This window comes from Streptomyces sp. NRRL F-2664 (assembly GCF_000719345.1).
Lineage (GTDB): Bacteria > Actinomycetota > Actinomycetes > Streptomycetales > Streptomycetaceae > Streptomyces.
Genome location: NZ_JOFX01000039.1, coordinates 130970 through 153161, shown reverse-complemented (window position 1 = coordinate 153161; position 22192 = coordinate 130970). Strand labels below are relative to the sequence as shown.

33 protein-coding genes are annotated in these 22192 nt (G+C 67.7%); all 33 read right to left on the bottom strand.

Going from position 1 to position 22192, the window contains the following annotated elements:
- Window positions 1–10: 10 nt before the first annotated feature.
- The 33 genes from rplQ to IF89_RS0127870 all read right to left on the bottom strand — a co-directional run bounded on the left by rplQ (window position 11) and on the right by IF89_RS0127870 (window position 22162).
- Complete coding sequence (gene rplQ, locus IF89_RS0128030; RefSeq protein ID WP_030773841.1) at window positions 11–490, bottom strand: 50S ribosomal protein L17; 480 nt, start codon at window positions 488–490, stop codon at window positions 11–13.
- A 105-nt stretch (window positions 491–595) separates the two neighbouring features.
- Entirely contained in the window at window positions 596–1618 is a 1023-nt protein-coding gene (locus tag IF89_RS0128025; protein WP_007265920.1) for a DNA-directed RNA polymerase subunit alpha, read from the bottom strand.
- 151 nt (window positions 1619–1769) lie between these two features.
- Window positions 1770–2174, bottom strand: coding sequence for a 30S ribosomal protein S11 (gene rpsK / locus IF89_RS0128020; protein ID WP_003956432.1), 405 nt, complete (start codon window positions 2172–2174; stop codon window positions 1770–1772).
- A 54-nt stretch (window positions 2175–2228) separates the two neighbouring features.
- Window positions 2229–2609 (bottom strand): 30S ribosomal protein S13, encoded by a 381-nt coding sequence (gene rpsM, locus IF89_RS0128015; RefSeq protein ID WP_007265919.1) that lies wholly within the window; start codon window positions 2607–2609, stop codon window positions 2229–2231.
- A gap of 200 nt (window positions 2610–2809) precedes the next feature.
- Window positions 2810–2923, bottom strand: coding sequence for a 50S ribosomal protein L36 (gene rpmJ, locus IF89_RS0128010; RefSeq protein WP_003956441.1), 114 nt, complete (start codon window positions 2921–2923; stop codon window positions 2810–2812).
- Window positions 2924–2996: 73 nt separating this feature from the next.
- Window positions 2997–3218 carry a translation initiation factor IF-1 gene (gene infA / locus IF89_RS0128005; protein ID WP_003956442.1) on the bottom strand — a complete coding sequence of 74 codons (222 nt, stop codon included), beginning with the start codon at window positions 3216–3218 and terminating at the stop codon, window positions 2997–2999.
- Window positions 3219–3356: 138 nt separating this feature from the next.
- Window positions 3357–4208: a type I methionyl aminopeptidase gene (map, locus tag IF89_RS0128000; protein ID WP_030773839.1), complete on the bottom strand. Its 852-nt coding sequence runs from the start codon at window positions 4206–4208 to the stop codon at window positions 3357–3359.
- A gap of 170 nt (window positions 4209–4378) precedes the next feature.
- Window positions 4379–5026 (bottom strand): adenylate kinase, encoded by a 648-nt coding sequence (locus IF89_RS0127995; protein WP_030773837.1) that lies wholly within the window; start codon window positions 5024–5026, stop codon window positions 4379–4381.
- Window positions 5026–6339, bottom strand: coding sequence for a preprotein translocase subunit SecY (secY, locus tag IF89_RS0127990; RefSeq protein ID WP_030026339.1), 1314 nt, complete (start codon window positions 6337–6339; stop codon window positions 5026–5028). The genes IF89_RS0127995 and secY overlap by 1 nt, the downstream gene beginning before the upstream one ends.
- A gap of 187 nt (window positions 6340–6526) precedes the next feature.
- Entirely contained in the window at window positions 6527–6982 is a 456-nt protein-coding gene (gene rplO / locus IF89_RS0127985) for a 50S ribosomal protein L15 (protein ID WP_030773835.1), read from the bottom strand.
- 2 nt (window positions 6983–6984) lie between these two features.
- Window positions 6985–7167 carry a 50S ribosomal protein L30 gene (rpmD, locus tag IF89_RS0127980; protein WP_005313525.1) on the bottom strand — a complete coding sequence of 61 codons (183 nt, stop codon included), beginning with the start codon at window positions 7165–7167 and terminating at the stop codon, window positions 6985–6987.
- Complete coding sequence (gene rpsE, locus IF89_RS0127975; protein ID WP_007265914.1) at window positions 7167–7769, bottom strand: 30S ribosomal protein S5; 603 nt, start codon at window positions 7767–7769, stop codon at window positions 7167–7169. The genes rpmD and rpsE overlap by 1 nt, the downstream gene beginning before the upstream one ends.
- 45 nt (window positions 7770–7814) lie before the next feature.
- A complete protein-coding gene (rplR, locus tag IF89_RS0127970; protein ID WP_030026334.1) occupies window positions 7815–8198 on the bottom strand; it encodes a 50S ribosomal protein L18 in 384 nt (127 codons plus the stop codon).
- Between the two features lie 2 nt (window positions 8199–8200).
- A complete protein-coding gene (gene rplF, locus IF89_RS0127965; RefSeq protein ID WP_030773832.1) occupies window positions 8201–8740 on the bottom strand; it encodes a 50S ribosomal protein L6 in 540 nt (179 codons plus the stop codon).
- A gap of 20 nt (window positions 8741–8760) precedes the next feature.
- On the bottom strand, window positions 8761–9159 hold the full coding sequence (rpsH, locus tag IF89_RS0127960) for a 30S ribosomal protein S8 (RefSeq protein ID WP_007265911.1): 399 nt from the start codon (window positions 9157–9159) through the stop codon (window positions 8761–8763).
- 220 nt (window positions 9160–9379) lie between these two features.
- Window positions 9380–9565, bottom strand: a complete 186-nt coding sequence (locus IF89_RS0127955; RefSeq protein WP_003956452.1) for a type Z 30S ribosomal protein S14 — start codon at window positions 9563–9565, stop codon at window positions 9380–9382.
- Between the two features lie 5 nt (window positions 9566–9570).
- Entirely contained in the window at window positions 9571–10122 is a 552-nt protein-coding gene (gene rplE, locus IF89_RS0127950; RefSeq protein WP_030026331.1) for a 50S ribosomal protein L5, read from the bottom strand.
- Entirely contained in the window at window positions 10122–10433 is a 312-nt protein-coding gene (gene rplX, locus IF89_RS0127945; RefSeq protein ID WP_030026329.1) for a 50S ribosomal protein L24, read from the bottom strand. Before rplX ends, rplE begins: the two co-directional genes overlap by 1 nt.
- A gap of 2 nt (window positions 10434–10435) precedes the next feature.
- On the bottom strand, window positions 10436–10804 hold the full coding sequence (rplN, locus tag IF89_RS0127940; RefSeq protein ID WP_003956455.1) for a 50S ribosomal protein L14: 369 nt from the start codon (window positions 10802–10804) through the stop codon (window positions 10436–10438).
- Window positions 10805–10909: 105 nt separating this feature from the next.
- A complete protein-coding gene (gene rpsQ / locus IF89_RS0127935; RefSeq protein ID WP_030773830.1) occupies window positions 10910–11194 on the bottom strand; it encodes a 30S ribosomal protein S17 in 285 nt (94 codons plus the stop codon).
- Window positions 11194–11418: a 50S ribosomal protein L29 gene (gene rpmC, locus IF89_RS0127930; protein ID WP_030773828.1), complete on the bottom strand. Its 225-nt coding sequence runs from the start codon at window positions 11416–11418 to the stop codon at window positions 11194–11196. The genes rpsQ and rpmC overlap by 1 nt, the downstream gene beginning before the upstream one ends.
- A complete protein-coding gene (gene rplP, locus IF89_RS0127925) occupies window positions 11418–11837 on the bottom strand; it encodes a 50S ribosomal protein L16 (RefSeq protein WP_030653642.1) in 420 nt (139 codons plus the stop codon). The genes rpmC and rplP overlap by 1 nt, the downstream gene beginning before the upstream one ends.
- A gap of 5 nt (window positions 11838–11842) precedes the next feature.
- On the bottom strand, window positions 11843–12682 hold the full coding sequence (rpsC, locus tag IF89_RS0127920) for a 30S ribosomal protein S3 (RefSeq protein ID WP_007265905.1): 840 nt from the start codon (window positions 12680–12682) through the stop codon (window positions 11843–11845).
- Window positions 12682–13029 (bottom strand): 50S ribosomal protein L22, encoded by a 348-nt coding sequence (rplV, locus tag IF89_RS0127915; protein WP_007265904.1) that lies wholly within the window; start codon window positions 13027–13029, stop codon window positions 12682–12684. The genes rpsC and rplV overlap by 1 nt, the downstream gene beginning before the upstream one ends.
- 43 nt (window positions 13030–13072) lie before the next feature.
- Window positions 13073–13354, bottom strand: a complete 282-nt coding sequence (gene rpsS / locus IF89_RS0127910; protein ID WP_007265903.1) for a 30S ribosomal protein S19 — start codon at window positions 13352–13354, stop codon at window positions 13073–13075.
- Between the two features lie 12 nt (window positions 13355–13366).
- Window positions 13367–14203: a 50S ribosomal protein L2 gene (gene rplB / locus IF89_RS0127905; RefSeq protein WP_007265902.1), complete on the bottom strand. Its 837-nt coding sequence runs from the start codon at window positions 14201–14203 to the stop codon at window positions 13367–13369.
- Between the two features lie 39 nt (window positions 14204–14242).
- Window positions 14243–14566 (bottom strand): 50S ribosomal protein L23, encoded by a 324-nt coding sequence (gene rplW, locus IF89_RS0127900; protein WP_007265901.1) that lies wholly within the window; start codon window positions 14564–14566, stop codon window positions 14243–14245.
- Window positions 14566–15216 (bottom strand): 50S ribosomal protein L4, encoded by a 651-nt coding sequence (gene rplD / locus IF89_RS0127895; protein ID WP_030773825.1) that lies wholly within the window; start codon window positions 15214–15216, stop codon window positions 14566–14568. Before rplD ends, rplW begins: the two co-directional genes overlap by 1 nt.
- Window positions 15217–15221: 5 nt before the next feature.
- Window positions 15222–15866 carry a 50S ribosomal protein L3 gene (rplC, locus tag IF89_RS0127890; protein WP_007265899.1) on the bottom strand — a complete coding sequence of 215 codons (645 nt, stop codon included), beginning with the start codon at window positions 15864–15866 and terminating at the stop codon, window positions 15222–15224.
- 14 nt (window positions 15867–15880) lie between these two features.
- The gene (gene rpsJ / locus IF89_RS0127885; RefSeq protein WP_003948644.1) at window positions 15881–16189 is read right to left on the bottom strand and encodes a 30S ribosomal protein S10; all 309 of its coding nucleotides are present in this window, start codon (window positions 16187–16189) and stop codon (window positions 15881–15883) included.
- 467 nt (window positions 16190–16656) lie between these two features.
- Window positions 16657–17769, bottom strand: coding sequence for a hypothetical protein (locus IF89_RS0127880; RefSeq protein ID WP_030773821.1), 1113 nt, complete (start codon window positions 17767–17769; stop codon window positions 16657–16659).
- 100 nt (window positions 17770–17869) lie between these two features.
- Window positions 17870–20200 carry a peptidoglycan recognition protein gene (locus IF89_RS41015; protein ID WP_051807717.1) on the bottom strand — a complete coding sequence of 777 codons (2331 nt, stop codon included), beginning with the start codon at window positions 20198–20200 and terminating at the stop codon, window positions 17870–17872.
- Between the two features lie 153 nt (window positions 20201–20353).
- Complete coding sequence (locus tag IF89_RS0127870; RefSeq protein ID WP_030773816.1) at window positions 20354–22162, bottom strand: hypothetical protein; 1809 nt, start codon at window positions 22160–22162, stop codon at window positions 20354–20356.
- Window positions 22163–22192: the final 30 nt, after the last annotated feature.

The window sequence follows — 22192 nt, the reverse complement described above, 5'->3', positions numbered from 1 at the left end:
CTTGGCGGGATCAGGCCTCCTTGGTCTCCTCGGCCGGAGCCTCGGTCTCGGTGGCCTCGGCCTTGGCCTCCGCCTCCTTGACCGCGCGCTTGGTGGCGGCCTCGGCCTCACCGGTGGCCTGCTGGGCGACCGTCAGGGCCTCGACGAGCTCGATCACGGCCATCGGGGCGTTGTCGCCACGACGGTTGCCGATCTTGGTGATGCGCGTGTAACCACCGGGGCGGTTCTCGTAGCGCGGGGCGATCTCGGTGAACAGCGTGTGCACGATGCTCTTGTCCGTGATCGTCTGCAGCACCAGGCGACGGTTGTGGATGTCGCCCTTCTTGGCCTTGGTGACCAGACGCTCGGCGTAGGGACGCAGGCGGCGGGCCTTGGCCTCGGTGGTGGTGATGCGGCCGTGCTCGAAGAGCGCCTTCGCGAGGTTCGCGAGGAGGTGCTTCTCGTGTGCGGCGGAGCCGCCCAGGCGGGCACCCTTTGCGGGACGCGGCATTGTTACTCCTTCATATCTGCACCGGCCGTGTCAGGTACCGGTGTCAGTTCCCTCAGGCGGTCGCGAGAGGGTGGGTGCGGGGGGCGGGGCCCCCCGCAAGCTTTCTCAGTACTGCTCGGTCTCGACGAAACCGGCGTCCGCGTCGTCGTCGGCGCCGAAGGCGTCGGCGGCGGCGGTCGGGTCGAATCCGGGCGGGCTGTCCTTGAGGGCCAGGCCCATGCCGGCCAGCTTCGCCTTGACCTCGTCGATCGACTTCGCACCGAAGTTGCGGATGTCGAGCAGGTCGGCCTCGGAGCGGGCGACGAGCTCACCCACGGAGTGGATGCCCTCGCGCTTGAGGCAGTTGTACGACCGAACGGTGAGCTCCAGCTCCTCGATCGGCAGCGCCAGGTCGGCGGCCAGGGCGGCGTCCGTCGGGGACGGGCCCATGTCGATGCCCTCGGCGTCGATGTTGAGCTCGCGGGCCAGACCGAACAGCTCGACCAGGGTCTTGCCGGCGGACGCCATGGCGTCGCGCGGGCGCATGGCCTGCTTGGTCTCGACGTCGACGATCAGCTTGTCGAAGTCGGTGCGCTGCTCGACTCGGGTCGCCTCGACCTTGTAGGTGACCTTGAGGACCGGGCTGTAGATGGAGTCGACCGGGATGCGGCCGATCTCCTGGCCCAGCTGCTTGTTCTGGACGGCGGAGACGTAGCCGCGACCGCGCTCGACGGTCAGCTCCATCTCCAGCTTGCCCTTGCCGTTGAGCGTGGCGAGGACGAGGTCCGGGTTGTGCACCTCGACACCGGCCGGGGGCGCGATGTCCGCGGCGGTGACCAGGCCGGGGCCCTGCTTGCGCAGGTACATCACGACCGGCTCGTCGTGCTCCGAGGAGACGACCAGCTGCTTGATGTTGAGGATGATGTCCGTGACGTCTTCCTTGACGCCCGGCACGGTGGTGAACTCGTGCAGGACGCCGTCCACGCGGATGCTGGTGACAGCGGCACCCGGGATGGAGGACAGGAGGGTACGGCGCAGGGAGTTGCCGAGGGTGTAGCCGAAGCCCGGCTCCAGCGGCTCGATCACGAAGCGCGAGCGGTACTCGTCAACGACCTCTTCGGTCAGCGACGGACGCTGAGCGATAAGCATGTCTGTGTTCCTTCATTCGTGGACGCCCACTATTTGACGCCCGACGGGGGCCGTACCCGGGGGTACGGCTACTGCAAGGGTACGGGCGGCACGTCCCCCGAAGGGGTCGTACCGCCCGGACACTCAAGAACGCACAGGTGCGTCCGCTGCGTCAGACGCGGCGGCGCTTCGGCGGGCGGCAGCCGTTGTGCGGGGTGGGGGTGACGTCCTGGATCGAGCCGACCTCGAGGCCGGTGGCCTGGAGGGAGCGGATCGCGGTCTCACGGCCGGAGCCGGGACCCTTGACGAAGACGTCGACCTTGCGCATGCCGTGCTCCTGCGCGCGGCGGGCGGCCGACTCGGCGGCCATCTGCGCGGCGAAGGGGGTGGACTTGCGCGAGCCCTTGAAGCCGACGTGGCCGGCGGAGGCCCAGGAGATCACGTTGCCGGACGGGTCCGTGATCGAAACGATGGTGTTGTTGAACGTGCTCTTGATGTGGGCGTGCCCGTGAGCGACGTTCTTCTTTTCCTTGCGGCGCACCTTCTTGGCAGCGCCCTGACGACCCTTGGGGGGCATCTAAATCTCCTACGGGAGGTGGTCGGTCCTACAGCGCAAGACCGCTGAACAGGACTACTTCTTGCCCGGCTTCTTCTTACCGGCGATCGCGCGACGCGGGCCCTTGCGGGTACGCGCGTTCGTGCTGGTGCGCTGACCGTGCACCGGGAGGCCGCGACGGTGGCGGATGCCCTGGTAGCACTGGATCTCGATCTTGCGGCGGATGTCGCCCTGGATCTCGCGGCGGAGGTCACCCTCGGTACGGAGGTTGGCGTCCACGTACTCGCGGATCTTGACGAGGTCCTCTTCGGCCAGGTCACGAACGCGGGTGTTCGGGTTCACGCCGGTGGAGGCGAGGATCTCCTTGGACCGGGTGCGCCCGATACCGAAGACGTAGGTGAGTGCGATCTCCACACGCTTTTCGCGCGGGATGTCAACACCGGAAACGCGTGCCATTCAATGGCTCCTGTGTGTTCGGGGGTCTTCCACAGAACCGATCCCGACCGCCGACCACCCGTGCCGGGTGGTGGTACGTCCGGGTCCCCGGCCCCCGCCGGAGGTGCCGCCGGCCCGGTGAGGGGCTGGGCGGGTTCTGCGTATGTACGTTTTCTTACGTCGCGCGAAGAACTGCGTTAAGGCAGGTCGGTCGGCGTGCGTCAGCCCTGGCGCTGCTTGTGGCGCAGGTTGTCGCAGATGACCATGACCCGGCCGTGACGGCGGATCACCTTGCACTTGTCGCAGATCTTCTTGACGCTCGGCTTGACCTTCATGTGGGTGAGGTTCTCCGGGTCAGTGCCACCACCCGCACCGGGACGGACGCCCAGGCAGGAGTGAGAGCAAGATCTACTTGTATCGGTAGACGATCCGGCCACGCGTCAGGTCGTAGGGAGAGAGCTCCACGACGACCCGGTCATCGGGAAGGATGCGGATGTAGTGCATGCGCATCTTCCCGCTGATGTGCGCGAGGACCTTGTGACCGTTCTGAAGTTCCACCTTGAACATGGCGTTCGGGAGGGACTCGATCACGGTGCCCTCGATCTCGATGGCACCTTGCTTCTTGGCCACGCTTCGCCTTTCGAATCGGCTACCTTGATCGGCTCCATGCACCATGCGGACATGGAAGTGCACGAGAGCCGACGAGTCAGTCTACGTCAGGGCACCCAGAAAGACGAATCCGGAAAGTTTGCCCCAGAGTCTAGATCATTAACCGAGGGGGTCCGGGGCCGTGGTGACCCCGTACTCCGCCAGCTTCGCCCTGCCGCAGTCCGGGCTGGTCAGGACGATCGGACCGGCCTCCGTCAGCGCGACCGAGTGTTCCCAGTGGGAGGACCAGGTCCCGTCCGTCGTGATGACGGTCCAGTCGTCCGAGAGGACCTCCGTCTGGGCGGTGCCGAGGGAGACCATCGGCTCGATCGCCAGGCAGACGCCCGGAACCAGCTTGATCCCTTTGCCCCGCTTGCGCGAGACGTAGTTGAGCAGGTGGGGGTCCATGTGCATCTCGGACCCGATGCCGTGGCCGCCGTAGTCCTCGATGATTCCGAACTTGCCGCGGCTGTGGTCACCGGTCGCCGGGCGGGGCTGGCGCTTGATGTACGTCTCGATCGCCTTGGAGATGTCCACCAGGCGGTTGCCCGCCTTCATGGCGGCGATGCCCGCCCACATGGACTCCTCCGTCACCCGGGACAGCTCCACCAGCTCGGGCGCGTGACCGGTGCCGACGAAGGCGGTGTACGCCGCGTCGCCGTGCCAGCCGTCCACGATCGCACCGGCGTCGATCGAGATGATGTCGCCGTCCTTGAGGACGGTCTTGTCGTCCGGGATGCCGTGGACGACGACCTCGTTCACCGAGGTGCAGATCGTCGCGGGGAAACCGCCGTAGCCGAGGAAGTTCGACTTCGCCCCGGCGTCCGCGATGACCTTGCGGGCCACCATGTCCAGATCCCGCGTCGTGGCGCCCGGCACGGCCGCCTCACGGGTCGCCGCATGGATCGCTGCGACGACCAGCCCCGCCTCGCGCATCTTCGCGATCTGCTCGGGGGTCTTGATCTGCACCATGTGGGCGTGCCTTCCGTTTTCTGCGGCTGAACCGCCGCCGCTCTCGCGGACGTGGTCGCTGTCCGCCGTGGTTGCTCAATTATCGGCTGATGTGGTGCCGGGGCGCGCCATGCAGACGGCCGCGGTGCCCCGAGGGGACACCGCGGCCGTACCTGCACACCAAGGGGTGACTACTTCTGAAGGGCGTCCATGGCGCGCTTCGTGACGTCCGACACCTCGCCGAGGGCCGGGATGGTCACCAGCAGGCCCTGGGCCTTGTAGTAGTCGATGATCGGCTCGGTCTGCGTGTGGTAGACCTCCAGCCGGTTGCGGACCGTGTCCTCGGAGTCGTCGCCGCGCTGGTACAGCTCGCCGCCGCAGGTGTCGCAGACACCCTCGGCCCTCGGCGGGGCGTACGTCACGTGGAAGACGTGCGCGGAGTCGTTGCGGCAGATCCGGCGGCCGGCGATGCGCTTGACCACCTCGTCCTCCTCGACCTCCAGGTCGAGGACGGCGTCCAGCTTCATGCCCGCGGCCTGGAGCATCACGTCGAGCGCCTCGGCCTGCGAGACGTTGCGCGGGAAGCCGTCGAGCAGGAAGCCGTGCACGGCGTCGGGCTGCTCCATCCGGTCCTTCGCCATACCGATGGTCACCTCGTCGGGGACCAGGTCGCCGGCGTCCATGAACGCCTTCGCCTGCTTGCCCAGCTCGGTGCCCTGGCTGATGTTGGCCCGGAACAGGTCGCCCGTGGAGATGTGCGGGATCGACAGGTTCTTGGCAAGGAACGCGGCCTGCGTTCCCTTGCCCGCACCGGGCGGTCCGACGAGGACGATTCGCATCAGCGGAGGAACCCTTCGTAATTACGCTGCTGGAGCTGGCTCTCGATCTGCTTCACGGTTTCCAGACCCACACCCACGATGATGAGGATGCTCGTCCCGCCGAACGGGAAGTTCTGGTTCGCTCCGAAGCCGGCCAACGCCATCGTCGGCACAAGAGCGATGAGACCCAGGTACAGCGACCCCGGCCAGGTGATCCGGTTGAGTACGTAGCTCAGGTACTCGGCGGTGGGTCGACCGGCGCGGATACCCGGGATGAACCCACCATACTTCTTCATGTTGTCTGCAACTTCCTCGGGGTTGAACGAGATCGCCACGTAGAAGAACGCGAAGAAGACGATCAGGAGGAAGTAGACCGCGATGTAGTACGGGTGGTCGCCCTTGACGAAGTGCTTCTGGATCCAGGTGGCCCAGCCGGCGGTGGACCCGCTGAACTGCACGACCAGCGCCGGGATGTAGAGCAGCGACGAGGCGAAGATGACGGGGATGATGCCCGCCTGGTTCACCTTGAGCGGGATGTAGGTGGAGGTGCCGCCGTACGCGCGGCGGCCGATCATGCGCTTCGCGTACTGGACCGGGATCCGGCGCTGCGCCTGCTCGACGAAGACCACCAGGCCGACCATCGCGAGGCCGACCAGCATGACGACGCCGAACTCGACCCAGCCGTCGGCGATCTTGCCCTGGAGCTTGATCTGCCAGAGGGCGCCGATGAAGCCGGCGGCGATCGAGATGAACATCAGGATCGACATGCCGTTGCCGATGCCGCGGTCGGTGATGAGCTCACCGAGCCACATGACGACGCAGGTACCGGCGGTCATGGTCACGACCATGACGACCGTGGTGAAGATCGACCGGTCGGGAACGATCTGGCTGGCGACCTGGCAGCCCTGGAACAGGGCGCCGGTGCGGGCGGTGGCGACGAGGCCGGTGCCCTGCAGGATCGCGAGCGCGACCGTCAGATAGCGCGTGTACTGAGTGATCTTCGCCGTGCCGGACTGGCCCTCTTTCTTGAGGGTCTCCAGCTTCGGGATGACCACGGTCAGCAGCTGCAGAATGATGCTCGCCGTGATGTACGGCATGATGCCGAGCGCAAAGATCGTGATCTGCAGCAGCGCGCCGCCGCTGAACATGTTGACGAGGCCGAACAGACCATTGCTGCTTCCGGCCTGTTCCACGCAGATCTGTACGTTCTTGTAGCTCACGCCGGGGACCGGGACGTGGGACCCGAGCCGGAACAGCACGATGATGCCGAGCGTGAAGAGCAGCTTCTTGCGCAGGTCGGGCGTCTTGAACGCCCGGGCGAACGCGGTGAGCACGGTGCCTCCTGCGACCCCCGCGCTACTGCGTCAGAGGTGACGGTCTGAGGGATCGACGTATACGACAAAGCAATGGTGCACGCCACCTTACCGGCGAGTGTGCCCCCCGTGGAACGACCAACCGGGGATGCCCCATATGTGAGGCACCCCCGGTCGGGTTTTGAGCTATTCAGCCACCGAAATCGTCTTAGACGAGCTCGGTGACGGTACCGCCGGCAGCGGTGATCTTCTCCTTGGCGGATGCGGAGACGGCGTCAACCGAAACCTGCAGCGCCACGGAGAGCTCGCCCTGGCCCAGGACCTTGACGAGGCTGTTCTTGCGAACCGCGCCCTTGGCGACCAGGTCGGCCACCGTGACCTCTCCACCCTCGGGGTAGAGGGCACCGAGCTTGTCCAGGTTGACGACCTGGAACTCGGTGCGGAACGGGTTCTTGAAGCCCTTCAGCTTCGGCAGGCGCATGTGGAGGGGCATCTGCCCACCCTCGAAGCGCTGCGGAACCTGGTAGCGGGCCTTCGTACCCTTCGTACCACGACCAGCCGTCTTACCCTTCGACGCCTCACCGCGACCCACACGGGTCTTCGCGGTCTTGGCACCGGGGGCGGGACGGAGGTTGTGAGCCTTCAGCGGGCTGTTCTCAGCCATGATTAGTCAACCTCCTCAACCGTCACGAGGTGGCGGACGGTGTGCACCATGCCGCGGAACTCGGGGCGGTCCTCCTTGACGACCACGTCGTTCAGGCGCTTGAGCCCGAGCGAACGCAGGGTGTCGCGGTGGTTCTGCTTGCTGCCGATGTACGACTTCGTCTGCGTGATCTTGAGGCGGGCCATCAGACACCCGCCCCTGCACGCGCACGGAGAAGAGCCGCGGGGGCGACGTCCTCGAGCGGCAGACCGCGGCGGGCCGCGATCTCCTCGGGACGCTGCAGGCCCTTGAGGGCCTCCACGGTCGCGTGCACGATGTTGATCGCGTTGTCGGAGCCGAGCGACTTCGACAGGATGTCGTGAACGCCGGCGCACTCCAGAACGGCGCGCACCGGGCCACCGGCGATAACACCGGTACCGGGGGAAGCAGGCTTCAGCAGGACGACGCCCGCGGCCTTCTCGCCCTGGATCGGGTGCGGGATGGTGCCCTGGATGCGGGGAACCTTGAAGAAGTTCTTCTTGGCTTCCTCGACGCCCTTGGCGATGGCCGCGGGAACTTCCTTGGCCTTGCCGTAACCGACACCTACGGTGCCGTCACCGTCACCCACCACGACGAGCGCGGTGAAGCTGAAGCGACGACCACCCTTGACAACCTTGGCGACACGGTTGATCGCGACAACGCGCTCAACGTAAGCGGTCTTCTCGGCGGCAGCGCCACCGTCGCGACCCTTCCGGTCCCGCCGCTCGCCGCCACCGGCACCGCTTCCGCGGCGCTGGGGTCCAGCCATTGGATTACCTCTCTCTGTTACGTCCGTGAGTCCCGGAACCGGGGCTTAGAACTTCAGCCCGGCTTCGCGGGCGGCGTCAGCCAGAGCGGCAATGCGCCCGGCGTATCGGTTGCCACCGCGGTCAAAGACGACGGTCTCGACACCCGCGGCCTTGGCACGCTCGGCGACGAGCGCGCCGACAGCCTGGGCCTGGGCGCTCTTGTCGCCTTCGCCACCGCGGATCGAAGCGTCCAGGGTCGACGCCGACGCCAGGGTGTGGCCCTGGAGGTCGTCGATGACCTGAGCAACGATGTTGCGGTTGGAACGCGTCACGACGAGGCGCGGACGCTCCGCCGTACCCGAGACGTTCTTGCGGATGCGGATGTGGCGGCGAGCCTTGGCAGCGCGCTTGTACGCGTCGCCCTTGGCGATCTTCACACCGTATGCCATGGCTACTTACCAGCCTTTCCGACCTTGCGGCGGATGACCTCGCCGGCGTACTTGACACCCTTGGCCTTGTACGGGTCGGGCTTCCGCAGCTTGCGGATGTTGGCGGCGACCTCGCCGACCTTCTGCTTGTCGATGCCCTCGACCGAGAACTTCGTCGGCGACTCGACCTTGAAGGAGATGCCCTCGGGCGCCTCCACCAGGATCGGGTGGCTGTAGCCGAGCTGGAACTCCAGGTCGGAGCCCTTCGCGGCCACGCGGTAGCCGACACCGCTGATCTCGAGAGCCTTGACGTATCCCGTGGTCACACCGGTGATCATGTTCGCCACCAGCGTGCGGGACAGGCCGTGCAGGGCCTTGTTCTGACGCTCGTCGTTCGGACGGGTGACGTTCAGAACGCCGTCCTCGTCCTTGACAACTGCGATGGGCGCCTTGACGGTGTGCGCGAGGGAACCCTTGGGGCCCTTCACGTTGACCGTCTGGCCATCGATGGTGACGTCCACACCGGCGGGAACCTGGATGGGGAGCTTGCCGATTCGCGACATTGCTTTTCCTCCGTTCCCGACTACCAGACGTAGGCGAGGACTTCCCCACCTACGCCCTTCTTGCCTGCCTGCTGGCCGGTCAGGAGACCGTGGGACGTGGAGATGATCGCCACGCCCAGGCCGCCGAGGACCTTCGGCAGGTTGGTGGACTTCGCGTACACGCGCAGACCGGGCTTCGAGATCCGCTTGATGCCCGCGATGGAGCGCTCACGGTTCGGCCCGAACTTCAGCTCGAGGACGAGGTTCTTGCCGACCTCGGCGTCCTCGACCTTCCAGCCGGTGATGAAACCCTCCTGCTTGAGGATCTCCGCGATGTGCGACTTGATCTTGCTGTGCGGCATCACGACGGTGTCGTGGTACGCCGAGTTAGCGTTACGCAGACGCGTGAGCATGTCTGCGATGGGGTCAGTCATGGTCATGAAGTGGCCTTCGGCCTCTCTCGCCGGGGTTTCCTGTATGCGCCATCCCTCTCCCCGCTCGGTGGCGGGACGGGTGCGGCACGGGGACCTACGGCGTAGTAAGTCGATAGGGCGGCGGACGCCCAACCCCACAAGCCTACGGCATGCGGGCAGGGCGGTCCGCCGACCTGATGCTTACCGAGAGCGTCTGGAAAACCTCAACACCCAAAGGGCGTGGGGATTACCAGGAGCTCTTGGTCACGCCCGGCAGCTCGCCACGGTGAGCCATCTCACGGAGGCACACGCGGCAGAGGCCGAACTTGCGGTACACGGAGTGGGGGCGACCGCAGCGCTGGCAGCGGGTGTACGCACGCACACCGAACTTGGGCTTACGGGCAGCCTTCGCGATGAGAGCCTTCTTCGCCATCTCGCTTACGCCTCCTTGAAGGGGAAGCCGAGGTGACGAAGGAGCGCGCGGCCCTCAGCGTCGTTGGTCGCCGTGGTGACCACGGTGATGTCCATACCCCGGGTACGGTCGATCTTGTCCTGGTCGATCTCGTGGAACATGACCTGCTCCGTGAGACCGAAGGTGTAGTTGCCACGGCCGTCGAACTGCTTCGGCGACAGACCACGGAAGTCACGGATACGCGGCAGCGCGAGCGACAGCGTACGGTCCAGGAACTCCCACATACGGTCACCACGGAGGGTGACGTGGCAGCCGATCGGCTGACCCTCGCGCAGCTTGAACTGCGCGATGGACTTGCGGGCCTTCGTGACGGCCGGCTTCTGACCGGTGATCGTCGTCAGGTCGCGGATGGCACCGTCGATCAGCTTCGAGTCACGGGCGGCGTCGCCGACACCCATGTTCACGACGATCTTGACGAGGCCGGGGATCTGCATGACGTTCTCGTAGGAGAACTCCTCACGCAGCTTGCCCGCGATCTCCTCGCGGTACTTCGTCTTCAGACGCGGAGTGGTAGCCATCAGATGTCCTCACCCGTGCGCTTGGCAACGCGGATCTTGTTGCCCTCGTCGTCGAAGCGGTAACCGACGCGGGTGACGACCTTCTTGCCGTCCTTCTCCACGACCAGCTGGACGTTGGACACGTGCACCGGAGCCTCGGTGATCACGATGCCGCCCGCCTGGTTCTGGCCGGCCTTGGTGTGCTTCTTGACCCGGTTGACACCCTCGACGAGGACGCGGTTCTCCGCGGGGAAGGCGACGATGACCTTGCCCTGCTTGCCCTTGTCCTTACCGGTGATGACCTGGACCAGGTCGCCCTTCTTGATCTTCATGCTTACAGCACCTCCGGCGCGAGCGAGATGATCTTCATGAACTTCTTCTCGCGCAGCTCACGGCCGACGGGGCCGAAGATACGGGTGCCGCGAGGGTCGCCGTCGTTCTTCAGAATGACGGCGGCGTTCTCGTCGAAGCGGATGTACGAGCCGTCCTGGCGGCGGCGCTCCTTGACGGTGCGAACGATGACCGCCTTGACGACGTCACCCTTCTTCACGTTGCCACCGGGGATCGCGTCCTTGACGGTGGCGACGATGACGTCACCGATGCCCGCGTAGCGGCGACCGGAGCCACCGAGAACACGGATGCAAAGGATCTCCTTGGCACCAGTGTTGTCGGCGACACGCAGTCGCGACTCCTGCTGGATCACGTCTATCTCCTGTTTGTCTGCCGGTTCCCGGCCGGGGCTTCACTGCTGTGAGCGGAGCCCCGACCGAGCCTGGCGGAACGAACCCGAGGGAAACCCCTCAGGTGCTTACTTGGCCTTCTCGAGGATCTCGACGATGCGCCAGCGCTTGCTCGCCGACAGCGGACGCGTCTCCATGATGAGGACGCGGTCGCCGACGCCGGCAGCGTTCTGCTCGTCGTGCGCCTTGAGCTTGTTCGTACGGCGGATGACCTTGCCGTACAGGGCGTGCTTCACGCGGTCCTCGACGGCGACGACGACGGTCTTGTCCATCTTGTCGCTGACGACCAGACCCTCACGGGTCTTGCGGAAACCGCGCTCGGTCTTGTTCTCAGTCACGTTGTTCTCGCTCATCAGGCGCTCTCCACCGTCTCGATGCCGAGCTCACGCTCGTGCATCAGGGTGTAGATCCGGGCGATGTCCTTGCGGACGGCCTTGAGCCGGCCGTTGTTCTCCAGCTGACCCGTGGCCGCCTGGAAACGGAGCTTGAACAGCTCTTCCTTGGCCTCACGCAGCTTGGCAACGAGCTCCTCGTTGCCGAGCTCGCGCAGTTCCGACGCCTTGGTACCGGCCGCCATCACGACTCACCTGCCTCGCGCTTGACGATCCGGCACTTCATCGGCAGCTTGTGGGCCGCACGAGTCAGAGCCTCACGCGCAATCTTCTCGTTCGGGTAGGACAGTTCGAACATGACCCGACCCGGGTGCACGTTCGCGATCCACCACTCCGGGGAACCCTTACCGGAACCCATGCGGGTCTCGGCAGGCTTCTTCGTGAGCGGGCGGTCCGGGTAGATGTTGATCCAGACCTTGCCACCACGCTTGATGTGGCGGGTCATCGCGATACGAGCCGCCTCGATCTGGCGGTTCGTCACGTAGGCGGGGGTCAGCGCCTGGATGCCGTACTCGCCGAACGAGACCTCAGTACCGCCCTTGGCCATACCGCGGCGCTTCGGGTGGTGCTGCTTGCGGTGCTTGACCCTACGAGGGATCAGCATGTCGGTCAGGCCTCCGTTCCGGTGCTCTCGGCCGGAGCGGCGGCGGGAGCGTCGGCCTTGGGGGCCTCGGCACCAGCAGCCTGCTGCGGCTTGCGGCCACCACGGCCGCCGCGCTCGCCACCACGGCCACCACGGCCGGCGGGACGGTCGCCAGCGCCGGCACCGCGGGCCGGGCGGTTACCCGCACGGGCCGCAGCGTTCTCGGCGCGAACCTCGGCGATGTTCTTGACGTCGCCCTTGTAGATCCAGACCTTCACGCCGATGCGGCCGAAGGTGGTCTTGGCCTCGAAGAAGCCGTAGTCCACGTTCGCGCGCAGCGTGTGCAGCGGCACACGACCCTCGCGGTAGAACTCGGACCGGGACATCTCGGCGCCGCCGAGACGGCCACCACACTGGATCTTGATGCCCTTGGCGCCGGCCTTCATGGTGCCCTGCATGCTCTTGCGCATGGCACGGCGGAAGGAGACGCGGGAGGACAGCTGCTCGGCGACGGCCTGGGCCACCAGCTGAGCGTCGAGCTCCGGGTTCTTGACCTCGAGGATGTTGAGCTGGACCTGCTTGCCGGTCAGCTTCTCCAGGTCACCGCGGATGCGGTCCGCCTCGGCGCCGCGGCGGCCGATGACGATGCCAGGACGGGCGGTGTGGATGTCCACACGCACGCGGTCACGGGTGCGCTCGATCTCAACCTTCGAGATGCCGGCGCGCTCCATGCCGGACGTCATCATCCGACGGATGGCGACGTCTTCCTTGACGTAGTCCTTGTACAGCTTGTCGGCGTACCAGCGGGACTTGAAGTCCGTGGTGATGCCGAGTCGGAACCCGTGCGGGTTTACCTTCTGGCCCATTACCGGGAACCTTCCTTGCTGCTGACGACCACGGTGATGTGGCTGGTCCGCTTGCGGATCCGGTAGGCACGGCCCTGGGCGCGCGGACGGAACCGCTTCAGGGTCGGGCCCTCATCCACGTACGCCTCGCTGATGACCAGCGTGGAGGCGTCCGGGTGGTTGTAGTTGTGTGCGGCGTTGGCAATGGCGCTGTCCAGCACCTTGCCGACCGGCACGCTCGCGGCCTGCGGGGCGAAACGCAGGACCGCCTGAGCCTCCGTGGCATCCATGCCACGGATGAGGTCCACCACTCGGCGGGCCTTCATGGGCGTGACGCGGATGTACCGCGCCTGGGCCCTGGCTTCCATGGTTGTCCCTTCGGTGTAAGTCATAGTCGTAACCACCCCGCGATTAGCGGCGCTTCGACTTCCGGTCGTCCTTGACGTGGCCGCGGAAGGTGCGAGTCGGCGAGAACTCACCGAGCTTGTGGCCGACCATCGACTCGGTGACGAACACCGGGACGTGGGTCTTGCCGTTGTGCACCGCGATCGTGTGACCCAGCATGCTGGGGATGATCATCGAGCGACGGGACCAGGTCTTGATGACGTTCTTGGTGCCGGCTTCGTTCTGGGCGTCCACCTTCTTTACGAGGTGGTCGTCGACGAAGGGCCCCTTCTTGAGACTGCGCGGCATCTAAACCCGCTCCTAGCGCTTCTTGTTCGTCTTGCGGCGGCGGACGATGTACTTGCTCGAAGCCTTCTTCGGCGAGCGAGTACGACCCTCCTTCTGACCCCACGGGGAGACCGGGTGGCGACCACCACTGGTCTTGCCCTCACCACCACCGTGCGGGTGGTCAACCGGGTTCATCGCGACACCGCGGACGGTCGGGCGGACGCCCTTCCAGCGCATGCGGCCGGCCTTGCCCCAGTTGATGTTCGACTGCTCGGCGTTGCCGACCTCGCCGACCGTGGCGCGGCAGCGCGCGTCGACGAGACGGATCTCGCCGGACGGCATGCGGAGGTGGGCCATCACGCCCTCCTTCGCGAGCAGCTGCACGGAGGCACCAGCGGAACGCGCGAACTTGGCGCCGCCACCGGGGCGGAGCTCGATCGCGTGGATCGTGGTACCGACCGGGATGTTGCGGAGCGCGAGGTTGTTGCCCGGCTTGATGTCGGCCGTGGGGCCGTTCTCGATCCGGTCACCCTGCTGCAGGCCGCGCGGCGCGATGATGTAGCGCTTCTCGCCGTCGGCGTAGTGCAGCAGCGCGATGCGCGCGGTGCGGTTGGGGTCGTACTCGATGTGCGCGACCTTGGCCGGCACGCCGTCCTTGTCGTGACGACGGAAGTCGATCACGCGGTAGGCGCGCTTGTGGCCACCGCCCTGGTGGCGAACGGTCACACGACCGGTGTTGTTACGGCCGCCCTTGCTGTGCAGCGGGCGGACCAGCGACTTCTCCGGCGTGGACCGCGTGATCTCGACAAAGTCGGCGACGCTGGAGCCACGACGGCCCGGGGTCGTCGGCTTGTACTTGCGGATACCCATTTCTCAGTCCTCGTCCGATTCCGGACGACTAGACCTCCGTTAGGAGGCCTGGCCGCCGAAGATGTCGATACGGTTGCCCTCGGCAAGGGTCACGATGGCGCGCTTGGTGTTGGCGCGCTTGCCGAAACCGGTCTTGGTGCGCTTGCGCTTACCCTGACGGTTGATCGTGTTGACCCCGGTGACCTTGACCGAGAAGACCGCCTCGACGGCCTGCTTGATCTGGGTCTTGTTGGCGCCGGGCGCGACGATGAACGTGTACTTGTTCTCGTCCAGCAGCGCGTAGCTCTTCTCCGAGACGACCGGCTTGATCAGCAGGTCGCGCGGGTCGGTGAAGGTCTTGCTGGTAACGGTCGCCTCAGACATCAGGCGTCGCTCCCTTCGGTCTCGTCGGCCTTGGGGCCAGACACGAAGGACTCGAGCGCGGCCTGGGTGAAGACCACGTCGTCAGAGACGATCACGTCGTACGTGTTCAGCTGGCCCGGCTCCAGGATGTGAACCTGGGGCAGGTTGCGGGCGGACAGCCACGCCAGCTCGTCAGAGCGCTCGGCGACCAGGAGCAGGTTCTTGCGCTCCGAGATCTTGCCGAACAGCGTCTTGGCGGCCTTGGTGGAGGCGGCACCCTCGACCACGCCGGTGACGACGTGGATGCGGGAGTGACGCGCACGGTCCGAGAGGGCACCGCGGAGGGCGGCGGCCTTCATCTTCTTCGGGGTCCGCTGCGAGTAGTCACGCGGCTGCGGGCCGTGGACGACGCCACCGCCTGCGAACTGCGGAGCGCGGGTCGAACCCTGACGGGCGCGGCCGGTGCCCTTCTGGCGGTACGGCTTGCGGCCACCACCACGGACTTCACCGCGGGTCTTGGTCTTGTGCGTGCCCTGACGGGCAGCGGCCAGCTGCGCGACGACGACCTGGTGGATCAGCGGAACGCTGGTCTTCGCGTCGAAGATCTCCGCGGGGAGCTCGACGGTACCGGCCTTGTCGCCTGCCGGCGAAAGGATGTCAATGGTGCTCATTAACCTCAAGCCCCCTTGGCCGCGGTACGGACCAGGACGAGGCCGCCGTTCGGACCGGGGACTGCGCCCTTGATGAGGAGCAGACCCTTCTCCGCGTCTACCGCGTGGATGGTCAGGTTCTGGGTGGTGACGCGCTCGTTACCCATGCGACCGGCCATGCGCATGCCCTTGAAGACACGCCCAGGGGTGGCACAGCCACCGATCGAACCGGGGGAGCGGTGCTTGCGCTGCACACCGTGACCGGCGCCGAGGCCCCGGAAGTTGTGCCGCTTCATGACACCGGCGAAGCCCTTGCCCTTGCTGTTGCCCGTGACGTCAACCTTGACGCCGGACTCGAACACCTCAGCAGTGATCTCCTGGCCGAGCGTGTACTCGCTGGCGTCGGAGGTGCGGAGCTCCACCAGGTGGCGGCGGGGGGTCACGTCGGCCTTGGCGAAGTGGCCCTTGAGGGGCTTGTTCACCTTGCGCGGGTCGATCTCGCCGAAGGCGATCTGGACCGACTCGTAGCCGTCGATGTCGTTCGTACGGACCTGGGTAACGACGCAGGGCCCGGCCTTGACGACGGTCACCGGGACGACACGGTTGTTCTCGTCCCAGACCTGGGTCATGCCGAGCTTCTCGCCCAGGACGCCCTTGATCTGCTTTGCCATCTTCTCCGCGCCTCTCAGAGCTTGATCTCGATGTCAACGCCGGCCGGAAGGTCCAGGCGCATCAGCGAGTCAACGGTCTTGGGCGTCGGGTCGAGGATGTCGATCAGGCGCTTGTGCGTGCGCATCTCGAAGTGCTCGCGCGAGTCCTTGTACTTGTGCGGCGACTTGATGACGCAGTACACGTTCTTCTCAGTGGGCAGCGGCACCGGGCCCGCGACCGACGCACCAGTGCGGGTCACCGTCTCGACGATCTTCTTCGCCGAGGAGTCGATGACCTCGTGGTCGTAGGCCTTGAGCCGGATGCGGATCTTCTGTCCCGCCATGGCTACTCCGTAGTCCTGTCTCTATGTGGAAACGCTCTGGCTCCCGGTCGGCTGCGGAACGGGGTCCCGCGGCCTCTCCTCCGACCCCCGCGGTCGGGCGTGTCGCACTCCCTCCACAGAAAATTCCCATACGGAAATTCCCTCGTCCAAGGGGGTACGGTCCCATGACCGCGATTCGGGGGAGAAACACCCACCGAGTGCCTGGTGGGCACCGTGCTGACACTTCCCAGAAGATTCCCGTACTTCCGTCCCCATTGCTGCCCCGAGGGGCAGATTAAGGACGACGAGTACTGTGGGACTCGCTTCCGGTCCTCCCGGCGGGAGGCGCGCAGCATCGGCACTCAACCGAGCAACTTGAACAGTCTGCCATACGGGACACGCACCTGGCCAATCGGGCCGAAGACAATACCCCGCCACGCTGCGTGGTCAAACTGCGCCGCACCCCCCGCCCGGCGGGCCCCTCCAGGTCAGGAGCGGGTGACCGTCCCGCAGCCCTTGCCGTCCCCGATCTTCCTGCTGCGGTCGTACGGGTCCACCGCCTGCCCGGTGCCCTGCGGCCCCGCGGGCAGGTCCGCCGTGAACTGCGGGTGGAGGAAGCCGTCGGCCGCCTCGCACTCCACGTTCGACCACTCCGAGTGGTAGGCGCGCAGCTGGAGTCGGCCCCGGGTGGTCTCCCAGCGGGCCGGGTCGAGCAGGGCGAAGGTGGTCTGCCGCCGCACGATCGTGCGCTGCACCTCCGAGCCCCCCTGTGCGGGCGTCACGGGGTGGACGAAGGTGTAGTCCGCCACCACGAGCAGCTCGCCGGGCTCCCCCTGCTCCGCGCGCATGCTGCCGCGCACCTTGACGACCTCGCCGACCGGCTTGACCCGGGCGGGGTCGAAGCGGGTGAACAGCAGGACGGGCGTGTCCTTCGCGGTGGGAGCCTTCAGGTACTGCTCCACGTCCTTCAGCAGGTCGGGCTGGCGGGGGTCGAGGAGCGCGATCGCGGAGGCGGGCCGCTCCCCCCGCAGGGTCGCCGGGTCCAGGTTGGCCGCGACCAGGAACTGCCGGGCCTTCTGGAGCGCGTCCGCGACCGTCTCCGCGGACATCCCGGCCACGGACGTCACCGCGGGGAGCTCGATCCCGGCGGCGCCGTCCGCCCACTGCAGGGCCGGGGAGCCGCGGAAGGGCTCCCGCAGGGTCGGCCGGTCCGGCGGCAGCGACGGGGGTGCGGCGGTCGGGCGTACGGACTCCGCGGGCAGCGGGCCCGCCGTCCGCGCCTCCTCGCGGGCCTCGGCCTTGCCCGTGATGCGGTCGATGACCAACTCGGGCCGCACGGCGATCAGCGCGAGCCCGGCGATGGGCACGACGGCGGCCGCGGCCTTGAGCCGGCCCGGCCCGCGGCGTTCGCGCCGTGCGGGCCCGGTGCGCCACCCGGGCGGCTCCTGGCCCTGGGTGGCGCGCAGTCGCGCGGTGACCATCCGCGCCCGTGCGGACGGCTCCCTCGGCGCGTCCCCCGCCCCCTGCGCGGCCTGCTCCGCGAACCGGGCCCACTCCTCGTCGGAGACGCCGGGTGTGCCGTTGTCGTCGTTGTTCCCCATGCCTGTCCTCCCCTTGGTTCCTGCGTCCGCCCGCACATGCGTGAGGGGCTCCGCACCGGGTGGTGCGGAGCCCCTCAGCTGCGCAAAGACGTTTCTTCCGTCAGTTGAAGTAGCCGGTGATGTCCGCGATGAGATCCACGGAACCGGAGTTGTTGTAGAAGCTGACCTTGCCGTCCACGACGGGCACGACCACCAGGTTGGGGATCGTCAGGCCGCGGGTGAAGTTCAGGTTCGACGCGCTCGTACGGGTCGTGCCGCTGGGGAAGACCGACACGAAGCTGGACTCCGTCGGGTTCGTCGCGGTCACGTTGAGCACCACGGCCTTGATGCCGGTGGCCGGGACTCCCCCGACGCCCGCCACGGGCAGGGTGACCACGCCGCCGCCGGTGACCGGGCCCTGGCGGACGCCGGTGCCGGTGCGGGTGTCCATCAGGCGCTTCGGGCCGAAGGTGAAGTTCAGGTTCGACGCGCTGGAGCGGGTCGTACCGCTCGGGTACACCGACACGAAGCTGGGCTGCGTCGGGTTCGTCGCCGTCACGTTCAGCACGACGGCCTTGACACCGACGGCCGGGATGCCGTCGACGCCCGCCACCGGGAGGGTGACCACGCCGCCGCTGCCGACCGGGGCGGCCGGGACACCGGTGCCGTTGCGGGTGTCCATCAGGCGCTTCGGGCCGAAGTTGGTCTGCGTGGCGCCGTCACCGGTTGCGGTGAAGTTCAGGTTCGACGCGCTGGAGCGGGTCGTACCGCTCGGGTACACCGACACGAAGCTGGGCTGCGTCGGGTTCGTCGCCGTCACGTTCAGCACCACCGCGGTGGGCGTGCCGCCGGTGGCGGCGGCCACCGGCAGGGTGACGACCTCGCCGCTGCCGACGGGGCCCCTGCGGACGCCGAGGCCCTCACGGGTGTCCATGAGGCGCTTCGGGGAGAGCGGAACGAACTCGGCCCCCTTGACCTCCGCCTCGACGGTGACCGGCAGGCTTGTGGAGACCTTGCCGTTCGCGGCGGTCGCCCGGACCCGGACCTCGTGCTTGCCGTCGGTCACGACGGCGGTCGCCTTGCGGGCGGCGCCGTCGGTCACCGCGGTGGCCTCGCCGTCCACGAGCAGTTCGAACTTGGCCAGCCGGCCGGTGGCCGTGCTGGTGGTCCAGTCGACCGTGAGGGCGGCGCCGCTCGGGAGGGTGGCGCCCGGCGTGGCCGTCGCCCCGTTCACGGAGGCGACCTTCAGCTGGGCGGCGGGTCCCGTCTGACGGAGCGCTTCGAGCTGCGGGTAGAGAGAGTTGCCCGGGCACTGGGTGTTGAAGCCGTCGCGGTGACCCGAGAGCGACTTGAACTCGTACTGCTGGCCGGCGGTGAAGCTTTTGCCGGAGAAGTTCGTCTGGGTGGCGCCCGCGGTCAGCGTGGCGGTGCCGTTCATGTCGCCGTCGTACTGGCCCAGCTTGTACGCCGTGACCTTGGATATGCCGTCGAGCGCGGCGGCGGAGGCGCCGGCGCTCGTGTAGTCGCCGAGGACGGAGACGCTCGTCGACTCGGCGTTCCAGCCGTAGGTGTGGGCGCCCTGGACGGGCTGGTCCACACCGCCCTGGCGGCCCTCGAAGACCGTTCCGCACTTGTCGACGAGGAAGTTGTAGCCGAGGTCGCGCCAGCCGTTGCCCTTGACGTGGTAGACGTGCAGGCTGCGGACGATCGCCGCGGACTCGGAGCACTCGTACGGCGTGGTGGCGGCGGTGTGGTGGACGAAGACCGCCTTGATCTTCCCGCCGGGCAGGTAGACCGGGCCCTCGTTGTTCAGGGACTCGTCGGCGCCCCACTGCACGCGCGAGACCACGTCCGGCCGCGGGGCGGTCGATTCCGGTCCCGGCGTCGACGGCGCGGGGTCCACGGCGGGGAGGGCGAAGGCGGCCGGGGCCAGGCCCAGATCGCTCTTCTTCTTCGCCTTCGCGGCGCCGGCACCCGGGTCCACCAGGTTCAGCTCCATGCCGGCAGGCAGCGTGCCACCGCCGGTCACCCGTACCTCGGCGCCGTCGGACGGGCCGACCCAGACCGGTTCGGTGGCACCGCGCAGGCCCGGGCGCTTGCCGTCGAGGCCGGACTCGGCCTGCTCCAGCACGACCCACTTCGACCACTTGCCGCTGTCGGCGTCGCGGGTGCGGGCCTCGATCTTGCCCTTCACCTCGGCCTCGGGGTCGGCCCAGGAGACGCCGAGGAGCCCGAACGGCTCGGTGTCCTGCTGGGAGAGGACGGCCTCTCCCCTGCCCTTGGGCTTGAGGGCGAGCTTGTGCAGCTCTCCCGCGACCGGGCCCTTCTCGCGGGCGCGGGCGCTGTAGGGCGACACCTCGTCCCCGTCGGACCCGCCCGTGCCGCTGGCGACGCCCTGGATGCCCAGGACCGCCACGACGCCGAGCGCGGCGGCCAGAGCCGTCCCGCGCACACGACCTATCTTCAAGTTGTCCCCAACCCCTATGCCGATCCGGCCAGGTGACACCACTGGCCGACCGGATCCTACTGGCCGCGCGCACGGCTGATCGGGGCGGGACGGGGGCTGCGGGCGTGATGCGCGTCGCAGCCGGATCGTACTGAGGTGCTATTCCACCGACTTGTCCTTGAAGGGTGCCTTCCGGCCGCAGATCGCGGGCCAGTCCTTGGCCACGATGTTGGCGCACCAGATCTCGCCGTCGTCCTTGAACTGCTTCCACAGCTTGACGTCGAGGTCCTCGCAGTCCTTGTTCGGAGCGAAGCGCGGGCACGTGCCGTTGGGCAGCTTGATGTTGTGCGCGCGCCAGGCGTCCAGGCCCATGAGGTCGGTGTCCTCGTGCGTCGGCATGTAGCGGTTGGCCGACCAGGAGGCGCCCATCGTGGCGAACAGCGCGACCGCGCACACCATGCCGGCCGAGAGCTGACGGATCGTCCGGGGCGCGAGGACCCGCGCCGAGGGGTCGGCGGAGGCGGGCCGCAGCGTCCGCTCGGTCCACCCCGAGCCCCGCTGGACCGCCGCCATCACCCCGAGGACGGCGAGGATCATCAGCGAGTACATGATGATCCAGGTGGTCCGGGGGAAGAGCTGGACCGCCTTGTCCTGCGCCATGTGCGAGGCGAACCAGAAGCGGGCCAGCCAGGCTCCGGCGAGGACGGCTGCCGCGGTGCGGACCATGACGTGGCGCAGTCCGAGGCCGATGCCGAGGCCGACACCGAGGATCAGCAGCAGGGCGAAGCCGGTCTGGCCGGCCATCTCGCCGGAGACCGGCCACTGGTTGTACTTGATGTAGCCGGTCCGGTCCGAGATCCAGCCGAGGACGTAGCCGGGGTCCGCGTACACGCCGAGGTAGGCGTACCGGTCGGGGGTCTGCGAGCCCAGCCGGACCATCTGGTACAGCAGCGGGGCGCCGATGATCCCGGCCGTGGCCAGGACGGAGCCGACGAACAGCGCCGCCCGCTTCACCGCCGGCGCGCCGGCCCGCCACGGGAAGAGGAAGAGGAAGAGCACGGCGGCGCCGGGCGCGGCCCAGACGAACCAGCCCGAGTACCACAGGAACAGCACGCCGAAGATCGCGCCGAGGCCGGCGCCGCGCAGGACGAGCGCCTTCGGGGTGCGGCCGGCCGACCGGCGCAGCTCGCGGAAGCAGTACCCGAGGAGCGGCAGCAGCACGATCATCACGACGTGGCTGTACGGGCGGACCGGGTCGAGGAAGAGCAGGGCCGACGGGACGGCGATCAGCAGGGCCCAGAAGGGGCGCAGCAGCAGCCGCCACGCCAGGTACGCCATGGGGCCGACCAGGGCGCTGCAGATGATCTGCAGGTCGTGCAGGGCGAATCCCGCGGTGCCGAGGCCGTCGTAGCGGACCTTGGACCACAGGGCGATCAGCGCGGGGAACGCGGGCGGGTAGATGCCGGACACGCCCTCGCCCGACAGGAAGGAGTTGGCCATCTCCACCAGGACGCTCGGGTCGCCCTCCTGCCCGCCGAGCGGGTGCGGGGTTCCGCGCAGGGCGACGACGACGCCGCCCGCCACGACACCGGTGGCCAGCCCGGCGAGGGCGGCGCAGACCAGCCGCTTGACGAGCTGGTGGCGCCGGGCCGAGCCCCGGTGGGCCGTATGAAGAAGCAGTCCGAGCAGCGGGAGCCCGAGCACCGCCACGTACAGCTGCAGTTTGGCGAGTCCGCTGACCTGGCCGATGCGGTTCATCGGGTTGACGCCGACGTGCCGGCTGAGCCATGTGAATCCGAGCGCCGCCACCACGCTGACGACCACCTCGGCCAGGATCTGCACCCACCGCCGGGACAGCCACACCCGCATGCGTGCGGGGGACGGGCTGCCGGTGCCCTGCGGCGGTTCGGAGGTGCGCCGGGCCGGGGCGCCGGCCTCGCCGACCTCCTCGGGGGCCAGGTGTGTCATCTCGGTCCGTTTCGTGGTGGGCGGCGGTCG

Excerpts from the sequence above, each read along its gene's own strand:
- rpsC (WP_007265905.1), bottom strand. The coding sequence starts at position 12,682 with ATGGGCCAGAAGGTAAACCCGCACGGGTTCCGACTCGGCATCACCACG.
- rpsE (WP_007265914.1), bottom strand. The coding sequence starts at position 7,769 with ATGGCTGGACCCCAGCGCCGCGGAAGCGGTGCCGGTGGCGGCGAGCGG.
- rplQ (WP_030773841.1), bottom strand. The coding sequence starts at position 490 with ATGCCGCGTCCCGCAAAGGGTGCCCGCCTGGGCGGCTCCGCCGCACAC.
- rplC (WP_007265899.1), bottom strand. The coding sequence starts at position 15,866 with ATGGCAAAGCAGATCAAGGGCGTCCTGGGCGAGAAGCTCGGCATGACC.
- rpsM (WP_007265919.1), bottom strand. The coding sequence starts at position 2,609 with ATGGCACGCGTTTCCGGTGTTGACATCCCGCGCGAAAAGCGTGTGGAG.
- rplX (WP_030026329.1), bottom strand. The coding sequence starts at position 10,433 with ATGAAGATCAAGAAGGGCGACCTGGTCCAGGTCATCACCGGTAAGGAC.
- rpsJ (WP_003948644.1), bottom strand. The coding sequence starts at position 16,189 with ATGGCGGGACAGAAGATCCGCATCCGGCTCAAGGCCTACGACCACGAG.
- IF89_RS0127955 (WP_003956452.1), bottom strand. The coding sequence starts at position 9,565 with ATGGCGAAGAAGGCTCTCATCGCGAAGGCTGCCCGTAAGCCCAAGTTC.
- rplO (WP_030773835.1), bottom strand. The coding sequence starts at position 6,982 with ATGGCTGAGAACAGCCCGCTGAAGGCTCACAACCTCCGTCCCGCCCCC.
- rpsK (WP_003956432.1), bottom strand. The coding sequence starts at position 2,174 with ATGCCCCCCAAGGGTCGTCAGGGCGCTGCCAAGAAGGTGCGCCGCAAG.
- rplF (WP_030773832.1), bottom strand. The coding sequence starts at position 8,740 with ATGTCGCGAATCGGCAAGCTCCCCATCCAGGTTCCCGCCGGTGTGGAC.
- IF89_RS0128025 (WP_007265920.1), bottom strand. The coding sequence starts at position 1,618 with ATGCTTATCGCTCAGCGTCCGTCGCTGACCGAAGAGGTCGTTGACGAG.
- rplP (WP_030653642.1), bottom strand. The coding sequence starts at position 11,837 with ATGCTGATCCCTCGTAGGGTCAAGCACCGCAAGCAGCACCACCCGAAG.
- rplB (WP_007265902.1), bottom strand. The coding sequence starts at position 14,203 with ATGGGTATCCGCAAGTACAAGCCGACGACCCCGGGCCGTCGTGGCTCC.
- rplR (WP_030026334.1), bottom strand. The coding sequence starts at position 8,198 with ATGGCATACGGTGTGAAGATCGCCAAGGGCGACGCGTACAAGCGCGCT.
- IF89_RS0127880 (WP_030773821.1), bottom strand. The coding sequence starts at position 17,769 with ATGGGGAACAACGACGACAACGGCACACCCGGCGTCTCCGACGAGGAG.
- rplV (WP_007265904.1), bottom strand. The coding sequence starts at position 13,029 with ATGGAAGCCAGGGCCCAGGCGCGGTACATCCGCGTCACGCCCATGAAG.
- rpmC (WP_030773828.1), bottom strand. The coding sequence starts at position 11,418 with ATGGCGGCCGGTACCAAGGCGTCGGAACTGCGCGAGCTCGGCAACGAG.
- IF89_RS0127870 (WP_030773816.1), bottom strand. The coding sequence starts at position 22,162 with ATGACACACCTGGCCCCCGAGGAGGTCGGCGAGGCCGGCGCCCCGGCC.
- rplE (WP_030026331.1), bottom strand. The coding sequence starts at position 10,122 with ATGGCTACCACTCCGCGTCTGAAGACGAAGTACCGCGAGGAGATCGCG.
- rplW (WP_007265901.1), bottom strand. The coding sequence starts at position 14,566 with ATGTCTGAGGCGACCGTTACCAGCAAGACCTTCACCGACCCGCGCGAC.
- rpmD (WP_005313525.1), bottom strand. The coding sequence starts at position 7,167 with ATGGCCCGCCTCAAGATCACGCAGACGAAGTCGTACATCGGCAGCAAG.
- IF89_RS0127995 (WP_030773837.1), bottom strand. The coding sequence starts at position 5,026 with ATGCGAATCGTCCTCGTCGGACCGCCCGGTGCGGGCAAGGGAACGCAG.
- rpsH (WP_007265911.1), bottom strand. The coding sequence starts at position 9,159 with ATGACCATGACTGACCCCATCGCAGACATGCTCACGCGTCTGCGTAAC.
- rpsQ (WP_030773830.1), bottom strand. The coding sequence starts at position 11,194 with ATGAGCGAGAACAACGTGACTGAGAACAAGACCGAGCGCGGTTTCCGC.
- rpsS (WP_007265903.1), bottom strand. The coding sequence starts at position 13,354 with ATGCCGCGCAGTCTCAAGAAGGGGCCCTTCGTCGACGACCACCTCGTA.
- rpmJ (WP_003956441.1), bottom strand. The coding sequence starts at position 2,923 with ATGAAGGTCAAGCCGAGCGTCAAGAAGATCTGCGACAAGTGCAAGGTG.
- rplD (WP_030773825.1), bottom strand. The coding sequence starts at position 15,216 with ATGAGCACCATTGACATCCTTTCGCCGGCAGGCGACAAGGCCGGTACC.
- map (WP_030773839.1), bottom strand. The coding sequence starts at position 4,208 with ATGGTGCAGATCAAGACCCCCGAGCAGATCGCGAAGATGCGCGAGGCG.